12 protein-coding genes are annotated in these 18346 nt (G+C 69.8%); 3 read left to right on the top strand and 9 right to left on the bottom strand.

From position 1 onward, the window contains the following. Window positions 1-145 precede the first annotated feature (145 nt). On the top strand, window positions 146-1270 hold the full coding sequence (locus tag ADK66_RS17355; protein ID WP_053656539.1) for a peptidoglycan-binding protein: 1125 nt from the start codon (window positions 146-148) through the stop codon (window positions 1268-1270). Window positions 1271-1320: 50 nt separating this feature from the next. Here ADK66_RS17355 and ADK66_RS17350 read toward each other — a convergent pair whose 3' ends face one another. The 7 genes from ADK66_RS17350 to ADK66_RS17320 form a co-directional block, all read right to left on the bottom strand. Then, window positions 1321-3021, bottom strand: a complete 1701-nt coding sequence (locus ADK66_RS17350; RefSeq protein ID WP_157552619.1) for a bifunctional 3-(3-hydroxy-phenyl)propionate/3-hydroxycinnamic acid hydroxylase — start codon at window positions 3019-3021, stop codon at window positions 1321-1323. 127 nt (window positions 3022-3148) lie between these two features. Next, window positions 3149-6346, bottom strand: coding sequence for a BTAD domain-containing putative transcriptional regulator (locus ADK66_RS17345; RefSeq protein ID WP_231640076.1), 3198 nt, complete (start codon window positions 6344-6346; stop codon window positions 3149-3151). 203 nt (window positions 6347-6549) lie between these two features. Beyond that, complete coding sequence (locus ADK66_RS17340) at window positions 6550-6969, bottom strand: hypothetical protein (protein ID WP_157552616.1); 420 nt, start codon at window positions 6967-6969, stop codon at window positions 6550-6552. 216 nt (window positions 6970-7185) lie between these two features. Further along, window positions 7186-8319 carry a glycosyl hydrolase 53 family protein gene (locus ADK66_RS17335; RefSeq protein WP_082377507.1) on the bottom strand — a complete coding sequence of 378 codons (1134 nt, stop codon included), beginning with the start codon at window positions 8317-8319 and terminating at the stop codon, window positions 7186-7188. 34 nt (window positions 8320-8353) lie between these two features. Next, a complete protein-coding gene (locus ADK66_RS17330) occupies window positions 8354-9556 on the bottom strand; it encodes a cellulose binding domain-containing protein (RefSeq protein ID WP_053656531.1) in 1203 nt (400 codons plus the stop codon). Between the two features lie 77 nt (window positions 9557-9633). Further along, window positions 9634-11118, bottom strand: a complete 1485-nt coding sequence (locus ADK66_RS17325) for an RICIN domain-containing protein (protein ID WP_053656530.1) — start codon at window positions 11116-11118, stop codon at window positions 9634-9636. A gap of 33 nt (window positions 11119-11151) precedes the next feature. After that, a complete protein-coding gene (locus tag ADK66_RS17320; RefSeq protein WP_053656528.1) occupies window positions 11152-12591 on the bottom strand; it encodes a glycoside hydrolase family 43 protein in 1440 nt (479 codons plus the stop codon). 626 nt (window positions 12592-13217) lie between these two features. On the opposite strand from ADK66_RS17320, the gene ADK66_RS17315 reads away from it, so the two are divergent. Together ADK66_RS17315 and ADK66_RS17310 are read left to right on the top strand one after the other, a co-directional pair. Next, a complete protein-coding gene (locus tag ADK66_RS17315; RefSeq protein WP_053656525.1) occupies window positions 13218-14579 on the top strand; it encodes a lectin in 1362 nt (453 codons plus the stop codon). Between the two features lie 69 nt (window positions 14580-14648). After that, entirely contained in the window at window positions 14649-15986 is a 1338-nt protein-coding gene (locus ADK66_RS17310; RefSeq protein ID WP_369814803.1) for a ricin-type beta-trefoil lectin domain protein, read from the top strand. Between the two features lie 142 nt (window positions 15987-16128). On the opposite strand, the gene ADK66_RS17305 is transcribed toward ADK66_RS17310, so the two are convergent. Together ADK66_RS17305 and ADK66_RS17300 are read right to left on the bottom strand one after the other, a co-directional pair. Next, window positions 16129-16416, bottom strand: a complete 288-nt coding sequence (locus ADK66_RS17305; RefSeq protein WP_209273209.1) for a hypothetical protein — start codon at window positions 16414-16416, stop codon at window positions 16129-16131. 260 nt (window positions 16417-16676) lie between these two features. Beyond that, on the bottom strand, window positions 16677-18107 hold the full coding sequence (locus ADK66_RS17300; RefSeq protein WP_053656521.1) for a hypothetical protein: 1431 nt from the start codon (window positions 18105-18107) through the stop codon (window positions 16677-16679). Window positions 18108-18346: the final 239 nt, after the last annotated feature.

Here is an 18346-nt window from a genome sequence, read left to right as displayed (position 1 = left end):
TCAACCTGTTCGGCCCACCTACTGCAAGGAAGTTGACTCTCCCTTGTGGACGGAGATTTTCGGGATTCAGGCTGGTGGCGACCGCGGTGACCGGGATGGTTCGTCTCCCGTACCGCCGCCGCGACCCGACCCCTGAGAGGACGACATGGACCGGGGACCTGGCATCGACTACCCCGACATCACCCATTACGACGAGGACGACGACCCGGGCAGCCTGATCGGCGAGGAGATCGAGTACGACCTCGGACCGGACGACGACCCGGGCATCGACCCCGGTTGGGAGGAACCGGACGACGACGAGGAGGGACCGCCCAGCCTGCGCCCACCGGTCCGGCTCGCCCCGGTGCTCGTGTGCCTGCGAAACGAGATCAACGCCCGCTGGCCGAACCGGGATCGCGCCTCGGACGGCTGGATCGGCGACACCGCCCACCAGGCCACGAAATCCGACCACAACCCCGACCAGGACAACTCCGTCAACGCGCTGGACGTCGACCGGGACGGCATCGATCCGCAGCTGGTGGTACGCCGGGCCATCGCCCACCCGTCCACCCAGTACGTGATCTTCGACCGGACCATCTGGAGCCGTACGCGGGGATTCACGCCGTCGCGCTACACCGGGTCGAACCCGCACACCAAGCATCTGCACGTCAGCGTGAGTCACGCCACCGACCTGGAGAACAGCCGCCGGCCGTGGGGCATCGCCACCGCCGCACCGACAGTGGCGCTGAAACTCGGCGAACGGGTCCTGCGCAAGGGTTCCACGGGCGGTGACGTCCGCGAACTCCAGACCCTGGCGAACACGCTCGGCGCGAAGCCGCCGCTCGCCGTGGACGGCGACTTCGGCAGCCGGACCGAGGCGTGGGTGCGCGACTTCCAGAAGGCGAAGAAGCTCACCGTCGACGGCCTGGTCGGGCCGAAGACCGTGGCGGCCCTCCGGGCGGCAAACAAGCCGGAACCGGCGAAGCCGTCGACTCCCCCCAAGCCGTCGACTCCCGCGAAGCCGGCCACGCCCGCGAAGCCGCAGAGCAAGCCGCCGGCTCAGCCGCGACGGACGCCCGGTAGCCGTACGCTGCGCCGGGACGCGACGGGCGACGACGTCGGCTTCGTCCAGCGGTTCATCGGCGAGCGGCAGTGCGGCAAGGCGGACGGGAAGTTCGGCGCCCGGACCGAGGCCGGGGTGCGCTGGTACCAGAAGATGCAGGGCCTCGCCGCCGACGGCGTGGTCGGCCCGCGCACCTGGCGCAAGATGGGAGTGAAGGTCACGTACTGACGACTGGTGTCGGCTGACCGAGGGCTGCCGGTCGTCGTGACGGCACCGGGTCACGAGGCAGCCCCGGGCACCGGCCGCACGACCTGCTCCGGTCGGCCCGCCGGCACGCCGAGGGCCGCCGACAGGTCGGCCCCGCCCTGGTCGATCCCGTCGACCGTCGACAGGGCGAACACGAACCGGTCCGGCCGCAGCACCACCAGGTCGGTGTGGTGACGCCGGAGCCATTCGCCGAGCACGCCGTCGACGTCGACGACATCGACCCGGTCCGGCTGGCCGTCCTCCGGCAGGTCGGCCACCGGCGTGCCGGCCGGGTGGACGGCGACGAACCGCACCGGCAGCCCCCGCCACCCCGGGCCGAGCGGACCGCCCGCCGTGGCAGGGCTGAGCGGTCTGACCGCTGCGGCGGGGCCGAGCACCGCGAAGCCGTCGCCGAGCGCGTCGTCGAGCAGTCGCGCGTCCGGCGACCCCGCGACGACGATCCGGGGCTGGGGGAACATCGTCCCGACCACGCCGTCGCGCCGGCCGCCGGCCATCAGACCCCGCCGGTACGCCGGGACCGGCTTGAACTCGAACCGCTCCACGAACCGCCGTACCCGGGGGATCGCCTGGACCGCCCGGAGCACTGTGTCCCGCATCCAGGCGGCGGCCCGGTTGCGGGTCAGGAAGACGCGCCCGAGCCGGACGCTCGTCTGCGCCATCTCCACGGTGTGCGGGCGCCGCTCGGTCTCGTACGTGTCAAGCACTGCGGCGTCGGCGGCGCCGGACAGCACCAGAGCCAGCTTCCACGACAGGTTCGCCGCGTCGCGCAGACCGCTGCACAGGCCCTGGCCCAGGAACGGGGGCATCTGGTGGGCCGCGTCGCCCAGCAGGAACACCCGGCCTTCTCGCCACCGTTGCGCAATGAGGTGGTGGAAGCTGTAGACCACCGCCCGGGTGACGTCGAACCGGTCCGGGTCGACGTACGGCGAGACGAGCGCGGCGATCATGTCCGGGCGCCGCATCTCGGCTTCGGTCTCCCCCGGGCGCAGCATGAACTCCAGCCGGTAGCTGCCGGCCGCGCCGGGAGACACGAACGCCGGGCGCCGCCAGTCGCAGACGAACCGGGTGTCCCTGACCCGCACCGCGTCGGGCGGCACATCGCCGGAGACCGCCAACCACGGCTCGGCGTAGCTCGCACCGCCCAGCGGGATCCGGACGGCGGCGCGGGTGGCGCTGCGGGCGCCGTCGCATCCGAGCACGTACTTCGCGCGGACTGCACGCCGCTGGCCGGTGCCCACCTCGGACAGGAGCACTGTCACCCCGTCCTGGTCCTGCTGGAGACCGACCAGCTCGGTGCCGAGTGAGAGCTGGACGTGCGGGAAGCGGTCCAGCCCGGCCCGCAGCGTGTGTTCCAGCCGTGGCTGGTCGAAGAAGCGCAGCGGAGCGTGTCCGTACCCGAAGTCCGTCTCGGACAGCGCCATCCGGGCGAAGACCCGGCCCGCGTGGTTGACGTACTCGACGAGCGGCGGGGCGATCGTCTCTCCGCGGATCTCGTCGAGCAGGCCAGCCTGCTGGTAGATGCGCAGCGCCTCGTCGTCGCAGGAGAAGGCCCGCGGCTGGCCGTGCGGGGCGACGCTGCGCTCCACGACGAGCGTGGTGACGCCGCGGGCGCCGAGCAGGTTGGCGGTGAGCGCACCTACCGGCCCGCAGCCGATGACGGCCACGTCGACATCCTGGACCGGGTAGTGGGCCGACGACTGAACTGGACGCATGGCGGTGCCCTCTCGGAACACGTTCCCGTGGGGACGGCTCCGAGCCGTCCTCCTCCGACGTCAACCAGGGCACCAGGCAGGCATGGAGAAGGTGTGGAGACGGCGTGGAGGCGGGCCTCCACGCCGGTCAGAAACCGGCGAACCGGGGCAGCAACAGCCCGGCTCCCTGCTCGGCGGCGATCCGGGCGCCGAGGTCCCACTCCGTGCGGTCGCGGCGGGCGACACCGCGGATCCGGTGCAGTTCCGCGGCGAACACCAGCTCGCCCAACCGCTCGGCCACTGCCAGGCCCTCGTCGGCGAGCGTCGCCGCGGTCTCCGGGCGACCGGCGGTCAGGTACGCCTCGGCCATCGCGCAGATCGTGATGGTCCGGGTGGACCGCAGCCCGGGACGATAGATCTCCTGGCCTGCTGCGCGCATCGCTTCGAGCCGGCCGTGGTCGCCGCCACGCGCGGCAGACCACTCGATGAAGAACGCGCCCGTGGCCATCATGTGCGGCAGGCCGGTGGCCTGGCCGATGTCCCGACACCGCCGCCCGGCGGCGTCGGCCGCGTCGACGTCGTGTTCCTGCATCGCCAGCCAGGCGGCATAGAGTGCCGCGTTCGCCCGGCCGTACGGGTCGTCCAGCTCCTCGGCGAGCGCCTCGGCGTCGGCGATGTCCGCCCAGGCGCCGGAGGGGTTGCCGCGCACCGAGCGGACAAGCGCCCGGAAGTTGTGGCAGCCCAGGACCGGACGCCTGCCGACCTCGCGGCGCAGCAGCCCCCGATCGACGGTACGCAGACGGTCGATCGCGGCGGTGAGCCGGCGTTCACCGTCGGCCGGCCGGCCGGTGAAGTAGCCGACAACGCCCAGCAGGTACTCGCCGGCCACGGCGATCAGCCGGCTGCCGTCGTCCTCGGCCCGTACCAGCCGCTCGGCGAGGTCGGTGCAGATCGCGAACTCGGCCCGGTTGGCGGCCAGCTCGCCCAGTGCCCAGAGCGCGGAACGGATGTCGGCGTCCGGCCCCACGAGCGTCAACAACTCGCGGGCACGGGCGCAGACCTGGTCGACCGCGTCGCTGCCGACGCCCACAGTCATCTGCAACAGCGACGCGCGGTGCAGATGGACTGTCAACTCGATGAACGCCCTGTCGGGCGACACCTGCGCGGTCGGGGCCAGCCGGTGCGCGGCGCGTTCGAGGTGACCGAGCGCGTCCTCGTAGGCGACCCGCCTGGTCGCGTCGTCGGCGGCGAGCAGCGACCACCGCAGGTGGTCCTCGCCGTGACCGAGCCCGATGGCCTGACCGAAGTGGTGGGCCAGCTCTGCCGGTGCGACGTCGGCTGCCCGTTCGTAGGCAACCGCCAGTCGGGCGTGCAGCGCGGCCCGGTGCGGCGGGGGCAGCTCGGCGTAGGTGACCTCGGCGATGAGCGGATGGCGGAAGGTGACCGCGCCCGGCCCGGCCTCGGTCACCAGTGCGGCCGTGTACGCCGGGACGAGCCGCTCGGCGACCGCCGGCGCCGTGGTGTCCAGCGCCGCCGCCAGCACCTGAAGGTCCAGGTCGTGTCCGGCGACACTGAGCAGGTCGAGGCAGCGCCGGACAGGGTCGGGCAGCCCGCCGAGCCGCAGCCGTAGGGTGTCCCGGACACTCGGCGGCAGCTCCCCGGCATCCGCCGGGTCGGCCCGGGACCGGAGCAGCTCCGTGATGAAGAACGGATTCCCTCCGGTACGGGTGACGAGTCGGGCCACGGCCGGCTCCGGTGGTGCCACCCCGGTCCGCTCCCGGATGAGGTCGGCAACCGAGGAGGCGTCCAGCCCGGCGAGCCGCAACTGACCGAAACCCCAGCCGCGAGCCAGCTCGGCGACTGTCGCCACCAGGACGGGGTCATGCTCGTACGGTCGGAGGGTGGCGACCACGAGCGCCCGCGAAGCCGACAGGTCGGCCGAGAGGAACCGCAGCAACAGCAGCGAGTCCGGATCGGCGGCGTGCAGGTCGTCAAGCACGACAAGCAGACCCCGCCGCCGGGCCACAGCGTGGACCAGTTCCGAAACGGCCTCGTACACCTGGAACCGCGCCGTCGGGTCGAGTCCGCCGCTGTCGGCGGAGCCGGGCAGCGATCCGGCGGCGAACCCGTCCAGGCGGCTCGCCGAGCCGGTGGCGCTGGCCTCCGGCATCGCCACGAGCGCGCGGACGACCTGGCTCCAGAGCCAGAACGGCGGCGCCTGCCCGACATCGGGGCAGCGACCCCAGACCACCGGTACGCCGCTCTCGGCGGCCTGCGCGCCGAGTGCCGCGGCGAGGCTGGTCTTGCCGATACCCGCCTCCCCCACCAGGGCCAGCATCCGCCCGCCGTGCCGGTTGGCCGCGTGCAGCGTCTCCCGTAGCCGCTCCAGCTCCGCGTCCCGGCCCACAAGCGGACCCGCACCCCGGTCGGGCGACACGTCGGCCACCGCCTGTTCCCGCCCGGACGGCTCAGCCCCACGCTCCCCCGCCTGCGCTTCGGGCTCGGTTGGCTGCGTTCCGGGCTCGGTCGCCTGCGCTTCGGGCTCGGTTGGCTGTGCTCCCGGCTCGGCGGCGGGCGGTGGGGTCTCGGCCACCCGCACGGTCTGCCGACCGGCGGCCGCGACAGGGTCGGCCTGCGCCGGTACGGCCTGCTCAAGGATCAGCCGGTACGCCGCCCGCATCTGCTCGCCGGGATCGAGCCCGTACTCGCTGGCCAGGATCCGACGCCCCTCGTCGAAGATCGCAAGCGCCTCGCTCTGCCGGCCGGACCGGTACAGCGCCACCATCAACTGCGCCCGCGCCCCCTCGCGCAACGGGTTCGCCGCCACGAACCGGCGCAGCTCCGCCAGGAGCGTCGCGTGCCTGCCGGCCACGACGGCAGCGGTCAACCGCCCTTCCTCGGCGCTCAACCGCAGCTCAGCCAGGCGTGCCGCCTCCGGGCGCACCGCAGCCAGCTCGGCGACGCCCGCGAGTGGTTCGCCCCGCCACAGGGCCAACGCCTCGGCGTAGCCGGACTCGGCGGTCGCCGGCTCCCCGGCCGCGAGCGCGTCCGCCGCCCGATCCACAAGGCTGCCGAACCGGATCGCGTCGATGGCTTCGATCTTCACCCGCAGCTCGTACCCTTTGGGGCGGCTACGAAGGAAGCGCGCCGGCTCGCGGTGGGACCGCTCCGGCTCCAGGACCCGACGCAACCCTGCCACGTACGTACGCAACGTCATGTGGGCGCTGGCCGGCGGCCGTCCGTCCCACAGCGCCTCGACAAGCCAGTCGGCGGCGACGAACCGGTTCGGTCGCAGCAGAAACAGGGCCAGCAGCGCCTGCTGCTTCGGGCTTCCGAGGGGCACCACTCGCCCGTCCCGGACGACCTCCGGCGGACCTAGCACCCGGAACTGCACGCCATCACCACAACGACGATCCCCACCTGTCCAGTGCCGAGTATGGCAGCGGTGGGTCGCGTCGGACATCCGCGACCCACCGTCCAGTGTGTCCTGTCATGGCGGCGGTCAGGTCAGGCTTTCGGTCCGGCCCGGCCGCATGGAAGTGCCGGAAGCTACCCGTGGGCTCCCCGGGCACTGACGTGGAAGTTGAATACTGCGCCGTTGCGGACGAGGGTGAAGTTCCACTTCCCGCCCGTCTTGAGCACGTTCGGCTTGGATCCCGGATACCGCTTCCGGAACCACTCCTCGAGCCGCTCCGCCTCGGCGAGGGACAGCTCTCCGACGTCATCCACCTTCGCCGCAACGCCCCGATCGTCGTTACAGCCGGCGTTGAACCGGTAGCTGGTGTCCCGGTTCCACCGGCCGTTGCCGAACATGGTGACAGTGACCGGGCCGGACCGCTTGGACTCCAGCTGCGGGATGGGAGGGTCGGCGACGACCACGCCGGGTGGCGTCTCCAGCGAGGGGAACGGCACCGCCACCGTCTCGATGATCGCCTGTGAGGCCCAGTTGAAATCAACGTTGAACGGCATGCCCATCCCCCTGCCCGGAGTTCCACGCCCGCCGGCCCGTCGTGGCGGCACGTCGACGTGGTCCATCATCGGGCCGCGCCGAGGTCAGACGGCGCGCACTGTCCGTGCTCGGACACTGCCGCGCAACCGACAGCGCCGACGATTCGCGCCGGCCCTCATCGGGCCGAGCGCCGGTCTGAGCGATGGGTGTCGATCAGGCCGACGCGTGGCAGCGGATCAGGGCGTCCAGCGCACGCCGGGGTTCACCCTCCCGGACCAGTCGAAGACGGCCATGTTGTCCCACTGGTTCCCGGTGCCGCTGATGTTGGCCGGGTCCCAGCCGTTGCCGTTGACGGCGTACCAGGTCGGCTCCCAGTAGAAGACACCGACGGCTCCCGCATTGCGAGCGGTGTTCTGCACCCAGTCGAACTCCTGGGCCTGCCCGGCCCAGGTCGCGCTGATGCCGTCACATGTCGCGTCGCCGATGGCGTTCGGCTCGCTGTCCGCGTTGTTGCGGGTGAAGGGGTACGCGGTCTCCACTATCACCACCGGCTTCCCGTAACGCCCGCGAACGTCGACGATGTTGTTGTAGAGATTCGACAGGCTGCCGTGCCACATGCAGTAGTACGACAGCGCCGTGATGTCCCACTGCACGCCCTGCGCGCGGATGCCGTCGTAGAACCAACGGGCGTTGGCGTTGCTGTCGGCGTTCGCGGTGTGGATCATCACGGGGATGCCGCTGCCGCACGCCTTGGTGGCGTTGTAGCCCTGCTTCAGCAGCCCGGCCAGCGGGGCGAAGTCGTTGTTGACGACCTTCCCCTCGTTCCACAGCATCCCGACGTTGATCTCGTTGCCGATCTGCACGCTGTCCGGCGTGGTGCCCTGCCCCCTGAGGCTGGCGCAGACGTCGTAGGTGAAGGCGTACACGTCGCTGCGCAGTTGGCTCAGGCTGTGACCGGCCCAGGCAGCCGGCTTGTACTGCTTGCCCGGGTCGGCCCAGGTGTCGGAGTAGTGGAAGTCGATGAGGACCTTGAGGCCCTTCGCCTTGGCCACCCTCGCCTGCCCCAGCACCTTGCTCTTGTTGTTGTAGCCGCTGATCGGGTTGTTCCAGACGCGCAGCCGTACGTAGTTGACGCCGACGGACTTCAGGATGTCCAGCGGGTCGCGGGCGGCGCCGCCGGCGTCGTAGTACTTCGCGCCCAGGTCGAGGCTGCGCTGCAACGATGAGACGTCGGCGCCCCGCATGCTCAGCGTGTTCGCGGCGGAGGCGGGCGTGCCACCGAGCGTGGTGGAGGCCACGAGGATGCCGGCCGTGACGGCGCCGATCAGGGCCCTGCGAAGGCGATGAGGTGTGGCCGGATGCGTGCTCACGAGACTCCTTCGCAGAAGGGGGAGGGGGTCACGCTCAACCCACGGTGCAGGGCGCGCCGTTCAGCGAGAATCCGGTCGGCGGGGCGTTGCTGGCGCTCCACCGCCCCTGGATGCCGAAGGACGCGGAGCCGCTCGGCGCGATGACGCGGTTCCAGTCGACGTTGCGGGCGGTCACCGTGGCACCCGTCTGGGCGATCGTGGCGTTCCATCCCGAGGTGACCTGCTGGTCTCCCGGGAAGCCGAAGGTGACGGTCCAACCGTCGATCGGCGTCGCCCCGGAATTCTGGATCGTCACGGTGGCCACGAAACCGCCCTGCCACTGGGACTGGTTCCGGTAGGTCACCTGGCAGGTAGAGGGCGGCGGAGGCGGAGGCGGCGAGGACGGCGGAGGCGACGTCGGATCGGACGTCGTGGGCAGCTCGACCGTGTTGGAGGCGATCGACACGTTGCCCACCGCGTCCCGGGCACGCACGTAGTACAGGTTGTGCAGCGGCGTCGAGGCGGGCAGAGATACCGTGTACGTCGTTGCGCTCACGGTGGCGACCAGCCTTGAGGTGAACCAGCCGTCGAACCGGTAGACGTCGTACCCGAGGACGCCGACGTTGTCCGTCGACGGCGACCAGGACAGCGTGGCGGTCGAGGCGGTCACCGCGCCGACGGTCAGGTTCTGCGGGGCGCTCGGCGGGGTGGTGTCCGGGCCGGTGTCCGCCACCGGGGTGACGACTGTCAACACGTCCCCGTAGCTCGATCGGTGGCCGAGGGAGTCCCGGGCGGACACCCGGAACGAGTACTGCCAGCCCGGCCGGATGTAGTTGGTGATCGTGGTGGTGGTGACGGGCCCGACGCTGGCGCTGTAGATGACATCGCTGAACGCCTCGTAGTACATGATGTCGTAGCCCTCGATGGCGCAACAGCCGCGCGTGGAAGCTGTCCAGGTGAGGGTGACCGAGCCGGTGCGGACCTGGCTGGCAGCCAGGTTGGTGGGCACGCTCGGCGGGAAGGGTGAGGTGCTCGGCGTGCTGGGCGCCGAGGTCGGCGACGCGGGCCCGGTCGGGTCGGCCGCCCCAGCGGGGGCCGGTGCGACCCCGGGATAAGCGGCGGCGGCCGGTGCCGTGCCGGCGTCGGCCGCCGGTGCGACGCTCAGAGCGGACGCGAGTACCGCCGTCGACAGCGCGGCCGCGGCCAGCAGGCCCGGCCGGAGGCGGCGGAACAGCGAGGACGAGAAGACGCCTGTCATACCTCGACGATGACGCAGTGCATCGATGATCGCCAATCTATCTCACACCTCGGTCGATGCTCTTGCCGGACTCCCCGTCAGACGACGGTGCGCGACCACTGCTGATTGGCGCCGGTGTTGCACGTGTACTGCTTGAGGATCACCCCGTCCGCTGTCGACGCGGCCGGTACGTCCACGCACTTGCCGCTGTGGCGCGCCCGGAGCTGGAAGTAGCCGCCGCTGGTGACCATCTGGAACTGCTGGTTGGCGCCGGCGCCACAGGTGTACTGGACGAGTTCGGCACCGTCGGCGGTCGAGGCGCTCACCACGTCGAGGCACTTCCCGCTGTGCCTGCTGATGATGCGCCAGTAGCCGCTGCCGGCATCCTGGAACTGCCACTGCTGCCAGGCGCTGCCGCCGTACGTGTACTGGCCGACGCGCGCGCCGTTGTCGGTGTTCGGTTGCTGGACGTCCATGGCCTTGCCGCTGTGCCGCACGGTGATCCGGTAGTACGTACCCGTCGAAGGCGGGGGCGTCGTGGGACCGCCACCGATGGTGTCGCCCCACGCGTACCGGATCTGGTCGGCGCCGGAGGTGTTGCGCACGGTGAGGTTGAGGTCGGTGCCGGTACCGCTCAGGGAGAACATCGAGTACCAGTCGTAGCCGATGGTGCCGGGCTTGCCGCCGAGGGCGGGCCAGTAGGTGCCGCCCATCTGGTTGTCGCGCATGACCTGGGCCATGGCGCGGATGTGCCGCACGAAGTTGTCGCTGCTGCCCGCGTCGGCGTAGTTGCGGCCGTCGTTCATGGGCGCGCCGAACTCGGTCGCTACCGCGCGGGAGGCGCAGTTGCCGAGGCGGGTCTGGATGTGGCTCCGGAAGGCGTCATAGGTCATCGCGCCGTAGAAGAAGGCATAGTGGTGGAAGGACAGCAGCGTCGAGGCGAAGCGGCTGTCGTTGCAGATGTCCCGCAGGTCCTGGCTGAAGCCGGTGCCGCCGATGAGCACCCGGCCGGGCACCGCCGAGTAGTGGTAGCTGAGCCAGTTCGCCGCGACGTTGCGCCACTCCGCCGAGCTGTAACCGTGCGGCTCGTTCATCGGCTCGAAGTAGACGCTCGTGTTCGCCCCGTACGTGTTCGTCACAGTGGACCACATGGCGTTCCACGCGGCGAGGTTCGTGATCCTGCCTCCGGAGGCGGCGCCGTCCTCCCAGTACGCGAGGATGACCTTGAAGCCGCGGGCGGTGGCGGCGTCGATGGCACCTCGGTACGCCTCCCACCACGCCGTCCCGACCGTGTGGGTGTTGATGGGCAGACGGACGGTGTTGACTCCCATTGTGGAGGCCATGTCGTCGTAGAGGGCGTTCGCCTTGACCCGCACCGTCGCGTTGCTGTCGGAGGCACTCAGGCCCTGCACGACGAGCGGGCCGGTGCTGAAGTTGTCACCCAGCACCGCCCAGTTCATGCCTCGGAACTGGTTGGTGGCGGCGGTGGCGGGCGACGACGTGACGACGATGACGCCGGCCAGCGCGGTCAACGCGGCCACCAGGGTGATCAGCAGCCGACGTACCGACCTGATCCGTGTCATGGCATGTCCAATCGATGTGGGCTCAGACGACGTTCAGCTGGTCACGCGGAATGTGGCGTCGGCGCGGCTCTGCGCGTCGGTGACCGGATCGAGCCGGAGCAGGTAGTTGTAGTGCCTGATGTAGCGGTCGGGGTGGCTGTAGGACTGGAACGACGTCCACGACGAGTTTGCGAGGCCGGCGACCTGCCGGAACGTGGCGTCGGACGCGAAGGTGGTGGTGCCGTCGTTGGCTTCCAGCCGGAAGTCGAACCCGTAGTGGCGCAGGTAGTAGCCGGGGTAGTTGACCGACTGGATGGAGACCGTGCCGGAGCCGGCGAGGCCGGGCACCAACCGCCACTGGCCGTCCTGGGCGGGGCTGACGTTCGCGTCGACGCGGGCGTCGTAGTTGGCGTGCCGCACGTACCGGTCCTGGAGGTTGTACGACTGGATCCGGTTGACCGCTGTGGCGGGCCAGCGGGCGAGCACGCGGCTCTGTTCGGCGGCGGTCAGGTTGAGGATCGATCCGTGGCGTTTCTTGGTGCCACCCAGGGAGTACGAGCCGGAGGCCGGCAGCCGGAAGCCACCCGGGCTCGACGGATCGGTTGTCAGCACGGGCAGGTAGCCGCGCCCGCTGGCGTACTGGTCGAGGTAGAGAACCCACTCGTTGCGGGTGTTGAACTTCAGCCACATCGGGCCTTCGACCTGGGCGCCGGTCAGCCCGATGCCGGACAGGTTTCCGAGGGTCGTCCAGGTGCCGAGGATCGAGTTGCTGCCTTCGAGTGTGATCTGACCGTCCCGGGACGCCCGGACGTAGCGGTAGGCACCGACGCCGGCCGGAACCTCGACGATCTGGGTGTCGATGATCTCCTGGTTGCCGGGTCGGCTGATGTAGAGCTGCGGTGTGGTGATGCTGCGGAAGTTCCTCGTCCGCGCGTAGTAGATGCGGTGTTTGGTGACCCCGTTGAGCGGGACGTTCGTTGCCCAGTAGAGGACGTAGTCGCCGGTGGCCGGGTTCCAGATCGCCTCGGGCGCCCAGGCGTTGCGCCCGTCCGGGATGGCGCCAGCGACGTTCAGCAGCCACGGCGCCGACCAGGTGACCAGGTCGGTGGACTCCCACACGACGAAGTTGCGGCTGCCGTTGTTGATCGCTGTCGACCAGTCCTGGCCGCAGCCGATGCAGAGGTCCGTGGCGATGATCCAGTACCTGTCACCGCCGGGCGAGCGGACCAGGACAGGGTCGCGGACACCGCGGGTGCCGATGGGGGAACGCAGGACGAGGCCACCGTTGTTGAGGTCCGTCCAGCGAAGGCCGTCGGCGCTGTGGGCGAGGTAGATCTGTTGGTCGGTCGACGACTCTCCGGTGAAGTGCGCCATCAGGTATCCGACGGTCGGGTCGAGCGCGGACGCCTCCTTCGGGGTCGCCGCCGACCATGTGGTGAACAGCAGACACGCGGCGACCGCCACCGCACACAGCCGGGAGAGGGCTCTCGACATGGTGTTTCTCCTTCGCGGATGGCCATACGAGTCAGCTGGAGGAGCGCACGAGCATCCCGCCTCGGATGATCATCAATGTTAGCGTTAACAAGATCAACCTGTTCGAGGTCGAGGACCATCGGGATCTGGAACCATGACAACCGATGCGGAGCGGTTGCCGTTTCGCACATCACGCGAAATGCGGCGCAATGTTTTGTGCTTGTTACCCTCGCGTTGCGAACAGTGTTAGCGATCGCATCGGTGAGTGTCAAGGAATCGACATGCCGGCATGGAGCAGGGCCGCGAGGCCGCTGCTGGAGGCCACCGACACCCCTCGGCCGCATCGCCCCGGGCACCGAGCGCGCCGGGACGCATCGACCCGCAACCCGCCGGACACAGCATTGACACACTTCTCTGCCTGATCTAGCGTCTGGCCGAACCGATTCGACCACCGACTGGTCCCGCGTGGGCGGCGAGACCGGTGGCGGGATCTGGTGCCGATGAGCCGGCCGGACGCCGTGCACAACGCGTCTTCTCGGGCTCCGCTGCGGCGAGTGGTCAGCGGGGGCACCCGGACGCGACGCCGCGCGGTCGCCGAGCTTCTTCTACCTGTGGATCGATCCGTGCCGAGTGGCGGGAGCCCCATCATGACAAAACGTAGACCCCTCCTTCGTTCTCTCGCGACGGCCGCGGCTGTCGTCGTGGCCGTGGGCGCGACCGCACTGGCCGGCGGTGTGGGCGGCACCGCGTCGGCCGCGAACGTCGCGGTGGCCGCCGCCACCGCCGGGTGCGGCAAGGCACCCACGTTGACAAGCGGACAACGGTCCATCCAGAGCAGCGGCCAGAACCGCAGTTTCATCCTGAGGATCCCCGACAACTACGACCGCAACCACGCCTACCGATTGATCTTCGGATTCCACTGGAACGGCGGCACCGCCAACGACGTCGACTCCGGTGGGTCGGACGGGGCTGCCTGGTCCTACTACGGGCTGCGGCAGCAGGCGAACAACAGCACCATTTTCGTCGCCCCCCAGGGCAACGGCAACGGCTGGGCCAACCCCGGAGGCCAGGACGTCACCTTCGTCGACGACATGATCAGGCTGATCGACGCGGACCTCTGTGTCGACACGACGCAGCGCTTCGCGCTCGGCTTCAGCTACGGCGGAGGCATGAGCTTCTCGCTCGCCTGTTCCCGAGCCGGTGTCTTCCGCGCTGTCGCGGTCTACTCGGGCGGGCAGCTCAGCGGGTGCAGCGGCGGCACCGAGCCGATCGCGTACATGGGAATCCACGGCCTTGGGGACTCGGTGCTCAACATCTCCGCCGGACGTTCTCTCCGGGACAGGTTCGTGCGGAACAACGGGTGCACCGCACAGAACCCACCCGAGCCGAGGGCGGGCAGCCTGACCCACATCACCACCACCTACTCCGGTTGCCGGGCCGGCTATCCGGTGGTGTGGGCCGCCTTCGACGGCGGGCACACCCCCGGCCCGGTGGACGGCGGTGGGGACAGCGGAGCCAGGACCTGGACCAAGGGCGAGGTGTGGAGGTTCTTCACCCAGTTCGGCAGCACCGACCCCACGCCGGGCCCGACCACCCCGCCCCCGACCACCCCGCCGCCGAGCGGCACGTCGATCCTGCGCAACACGTCCTCCGGACGGTGCCTGGACGTCAACGGCGCCTCGCAGACCAACGGGACCACGGCGATCATCTGGGACTGCCACGGCCAGACCAACCAGAGCTGGACCTCGACCGCCTCGCAGGAGCTGCGGGTCTTCGGCGGCAAGTGCCTCGACGTCAGCGGCGCCGGTACCGCAAACGGCAGCCCGGTGATCATTTGGGACTGCAACGGCCAGTCCAACCAGAAGTGGCGGCTCAATGCCGACGGCTCAATCACCGGAGTTGGTTCGGGCCGGTGTCTGGACGTCGTCAGCGGCGGCACTGCCAACGGGACACGAATCCAGATCTGGGACTGCACCGGCGCGGCCAGCCAACGATGGAGCCGAGGCTGACCCCTGCCGAGCGCCTCGGTAGGGCAACGATCCCGCGGAGTTTTCTTCGCCCCATAGGGAGGCTCAACTGTGTTAGTTCGCAAACTCTCCACCCCCTGGATAGGGGCAGCACTGGCGCTCATGACGCTGGTCGCCGTCGGAGCGTACGTCCTTACGACCGCCGCGTCGGCGGCCGCGGCCACCACTGCCGGCTGCGGCAGGGCGCCTGGGCTGAACAGCGGCACCCACACCATCCAGAGCAGCGGGAAGAGCCGCAGCTTCATCCTTCGGCTGCCGGACAACTACAACAACACCTATGCCCACCGGCTGGCGTTCGGGTTCCACTGGTTGGGCGGTACTGCCGAGCAGGTGGCCTCGGGTGGAACCGACGGAGCCGCGTGGGCGTACTACGGCATGCAGTCGCAGGCGAACAACACCACGATCTTCGTCGCCCCGCAGGGCATCGGTAACGGCTGGGGCAATTCCAATGGTGAGGACGTGACCTTCACCGACGACATGATCCGCCTGATCGACAACGCGCTCTGTGTCGACACGACACAACGTTTCTCGGTCGGGTTCAGCTACGGCGGCGCGATGAGCTACTCGTTGGCGTGTTCCCGACCCACTGTGTTCCGGGCGGTCGCGGCAATCGCGGCTCCCGGGCCGATCAGCGGGTGCAGCGGCGGCACGCAGCCGGTGGCGTACCTGGGGATCCACGGCATCAACGACAACATCTCCAGCGGACGGTCACTGCGCGACAGGTTCGTCCGGAACAACGGCTGCGCCGCGCAGAACCCACCCGAGCCCGCACCGGGCAGCCGGACCCACATCACCACCGCCTACTCGTGCCAGAGCGGTTATCCGGTGGTCTGGGCCGCGTTCGACGGCGGCCACCAGCAGGGCCCGGTGGACGGGTGCGCCGGCTGTGAGAGCGGCGCGCGGAGCTGGGTCAAGCAGGAGGTGTGGCGGTTCTTCACCCAGTTCGGGTCCACTCCGCCGCCCACCACTCCCCCGCCGTCGACCCCGCCGCCCGCCCGGCAGAACGTGCTGATCGCGGGCAGCCAGTCCGGCCGGTGCATCGACATCCCCAATTCCAGCACGAGCAACGGCGCCCGGGCGCAGTTGTGGGACTGTCACGGCGGGACCAACCAGCGCTGGACCCATACCGCCAACCGCACCCTTACCGTGTACGGCAACAAATGCCTGGACGCCAGCGGAGCCGGCAGCGCCAACGGCACCGCGGTCATCATCTGGGACTGCAACGGCCAGGCGAACCAGCAGTGGAACCTGAACTCCAACGGCACCATCACCGCGGCGCAGTCGGGGCTCTGCCTCGATGCTGTCGGCGCCGGCACTGCCAACGGGACGCAACTTCACCTCTGGGCCTGCCACGGTGGCGCCAACCAGCAGTGGAGCACGCGCACCTAGCACCGCATCAGGCAGCGCCGACCACGCGCTGCCCGGCCTCTGTGCTGGGCGGCGCGTGGTCGTCAGGCCACGTCGTCGATCGCGAACTGCCACCCCGGCAGCCGCCCGTCGACCGGGATGAGGAATTCGGTAGTGCGTTGCCTCAGAACGGAGGCGCGTCCTCGCCCATCAGCGCCAGCACGGTGCCGCCCTTGCCCTGTTTGAGGCTCTGGACCACGACAGTGCCGGTGCTGCCGTCGGGCAACTCCAGACTGAAGGTCTTTCCGACTGCGTTCTTGGGGCCGTTACCGGCGCTGTTGGCAGGCCGGAAGTCGCCTGCCCACGGCGCGATCCCACCCCTGCGGGCAGGCTCGGCGAAGAGCGCGACGGTGCCGGGGGTCCTGGTGCCGTCCGACGAGAGAAGCACTGAGGTGCTGCGATAGGTAGCCATATACGGTAAGGCTATCCCGGACTGCGCTCGTTTGCGCCATGACATCCGCGCCGCCGTGCGGACGGCAGCGGAGAGCGGCCCCGCGGCGCCATCCGCCGACAGCCCGTCACCACTCGGGATGCCGGCGTCAGGTAACGAGGGCCGTGCTCCGCGGAGGGGCGGCACCCCTGACCAGGCACAACCGGCCAGGGGTGCCACCTGCGGTCAGTGCGGGCAGAGGCTGGGTACGCACCTCTGCCCGACCTGGCGCAGGACGGGCGTCACCGTCTCGCCGGCGCTTTGTCTGCGCGTCGCGAACTGACGTGCTGGTGTGTCGACCGGTTGCTCGACTCCCCCACCTGCTCGGCCTCGTGATGTGAGGTGTCCGGAGCGGTCATCCGGGCAGCGTCGCTTGTCGTTCCCCGCGACCGGTGTGACCCCGACGGCTCTGGTGCGGACGTCTCGTGCGACCCGCGCTCGCCGCCGACGTCGGTGGGCGTGGCCGCAGCTCTCCGATTCTCCACACCGGCCAGATAGGAACCTGCCCCGTACGCGGCAACGGACGTAAAGTTCAGGTAGCCCGCCGCTCGGATATTGGGCCTGTTGATCGCCAGGTAGTCGTCCGTTGACGCTTGCCGGTTCACACCCGAGACCACTGTGTAACCGGCCGCGACTCCGGCGGCGAGACCGGCGATGTCGGCGACGTCCCGGCCCAGTCGCGGAAGGTTGACCGGTGGGTTGGTGAGGTTCTCGTAGATGCTCTGCCCTCTGTTGTAGATGTCGGCACCGAGAATCGTCGCGTTGCCTGTCGCGATGGCCATCGAGACGGCAGCGGTCCGCCCGATCCCCTCGAGTGTGCTGCCGAGCGCATACAAGATCCGGGTCCGGATCTCCTCGTCTCGGCCGACCTCCCGCCAACCACCACCGGTGTTCTGCGCGACCCCCAGTTCCCCTCGATCCGTCTCGGTGATCCGGAACGATTCCGCCCGCCCCGGCTCCCGGCCATCCCCGTCGCGGATCGAACCGGTCGGGGAACCGCCCCGGGAGTGGCCGGGGCTGGCGAGCGGGGAGCCGTTGGAGACGATCAGTTCGCTCGGGATCCCCTGGTGGGTTCCGAGCTGGAACTCCGCCCCCGACGCGGCATCGTTGACACCGCGGAGGATCTCCTCAGCGGCGCTCTGCCACGCGGCCGTGCTCTCGTCCATCTCGCCGAAGGTAGGCGGCGGCGCCACCGGGACCGCCGCGGACGCCCAGTAATCAGCGCCCGACGAGGCGAACGCGTCCTGCGCCTCCAGCACGTCCTGCTGGAGGGGGCCGTAGTCGTCGGAGAGGTGCTGACGCTGCATCAGAGTGGTGAGGTCATCGACCTCACCACTCTGCGCCCACTCGGTCGGGTGGGAGTAACTCACCGGCATCGAGGAGGACGCAACAGCCGCGAGCGGCTGCGGTGCGACGTCGACACCGCTGTTCGCATACTGCGAGGTGTTCGCGTAGTACAGCGATGTGTCCGCGTAGTACTGCGACGTGTCTGGGACGGGTGCGGTCTCCGCCCACGGGCTTACGTCGTACGTCGAGCCGTTGTCGTAGGCGTAGGGATAGGGGTTGTCGTAGGTGTAGGCGTTGTCGTCGCCCTGGTCGCTGGCGCTGCGGCTGGAGCCCTGGTAGCCGCTTCCGTGGTCGTAGGGTTGTCTGGAGTTCTGACTACGTTCCATTTCATCGTCTCCTGACGACGGCGGACGTGGATTCCCGCTCTACGCGGCACCCGGCGCGCCGGTTCAGTCCGGATCGGAGATCTTTTTTGGATGGCCCGCCGACCGTGACCAGCCGTACCCAGAACAGACCACGGCCTGCACGCGAGCGCGGCGGCACCGTGCTCGTCGCACGCCCTCTGTCGCCAGCACTACGGTGGAGGACAGTGCGCGGTGCACCTCGTAACGGGAGATTTGATCGC

Origin of the sequence: Micromonospora sp. NRRL B-16802 (assembly GCF_001279555.1) — a bacterium.
In the GTDB taxonomy this organism is placed as follows: Bacteria; Actinomycetota; Actinomycetes; order Mycobacteriales; family Micromonosporaceae; genus Micromonospora; species Micromonospora profundi.
The sequence above is the reverse complement of the archived record's forward strand: the minus strand, read 5'-3'. Positions and strand labels throughout refer to the sequence as shown.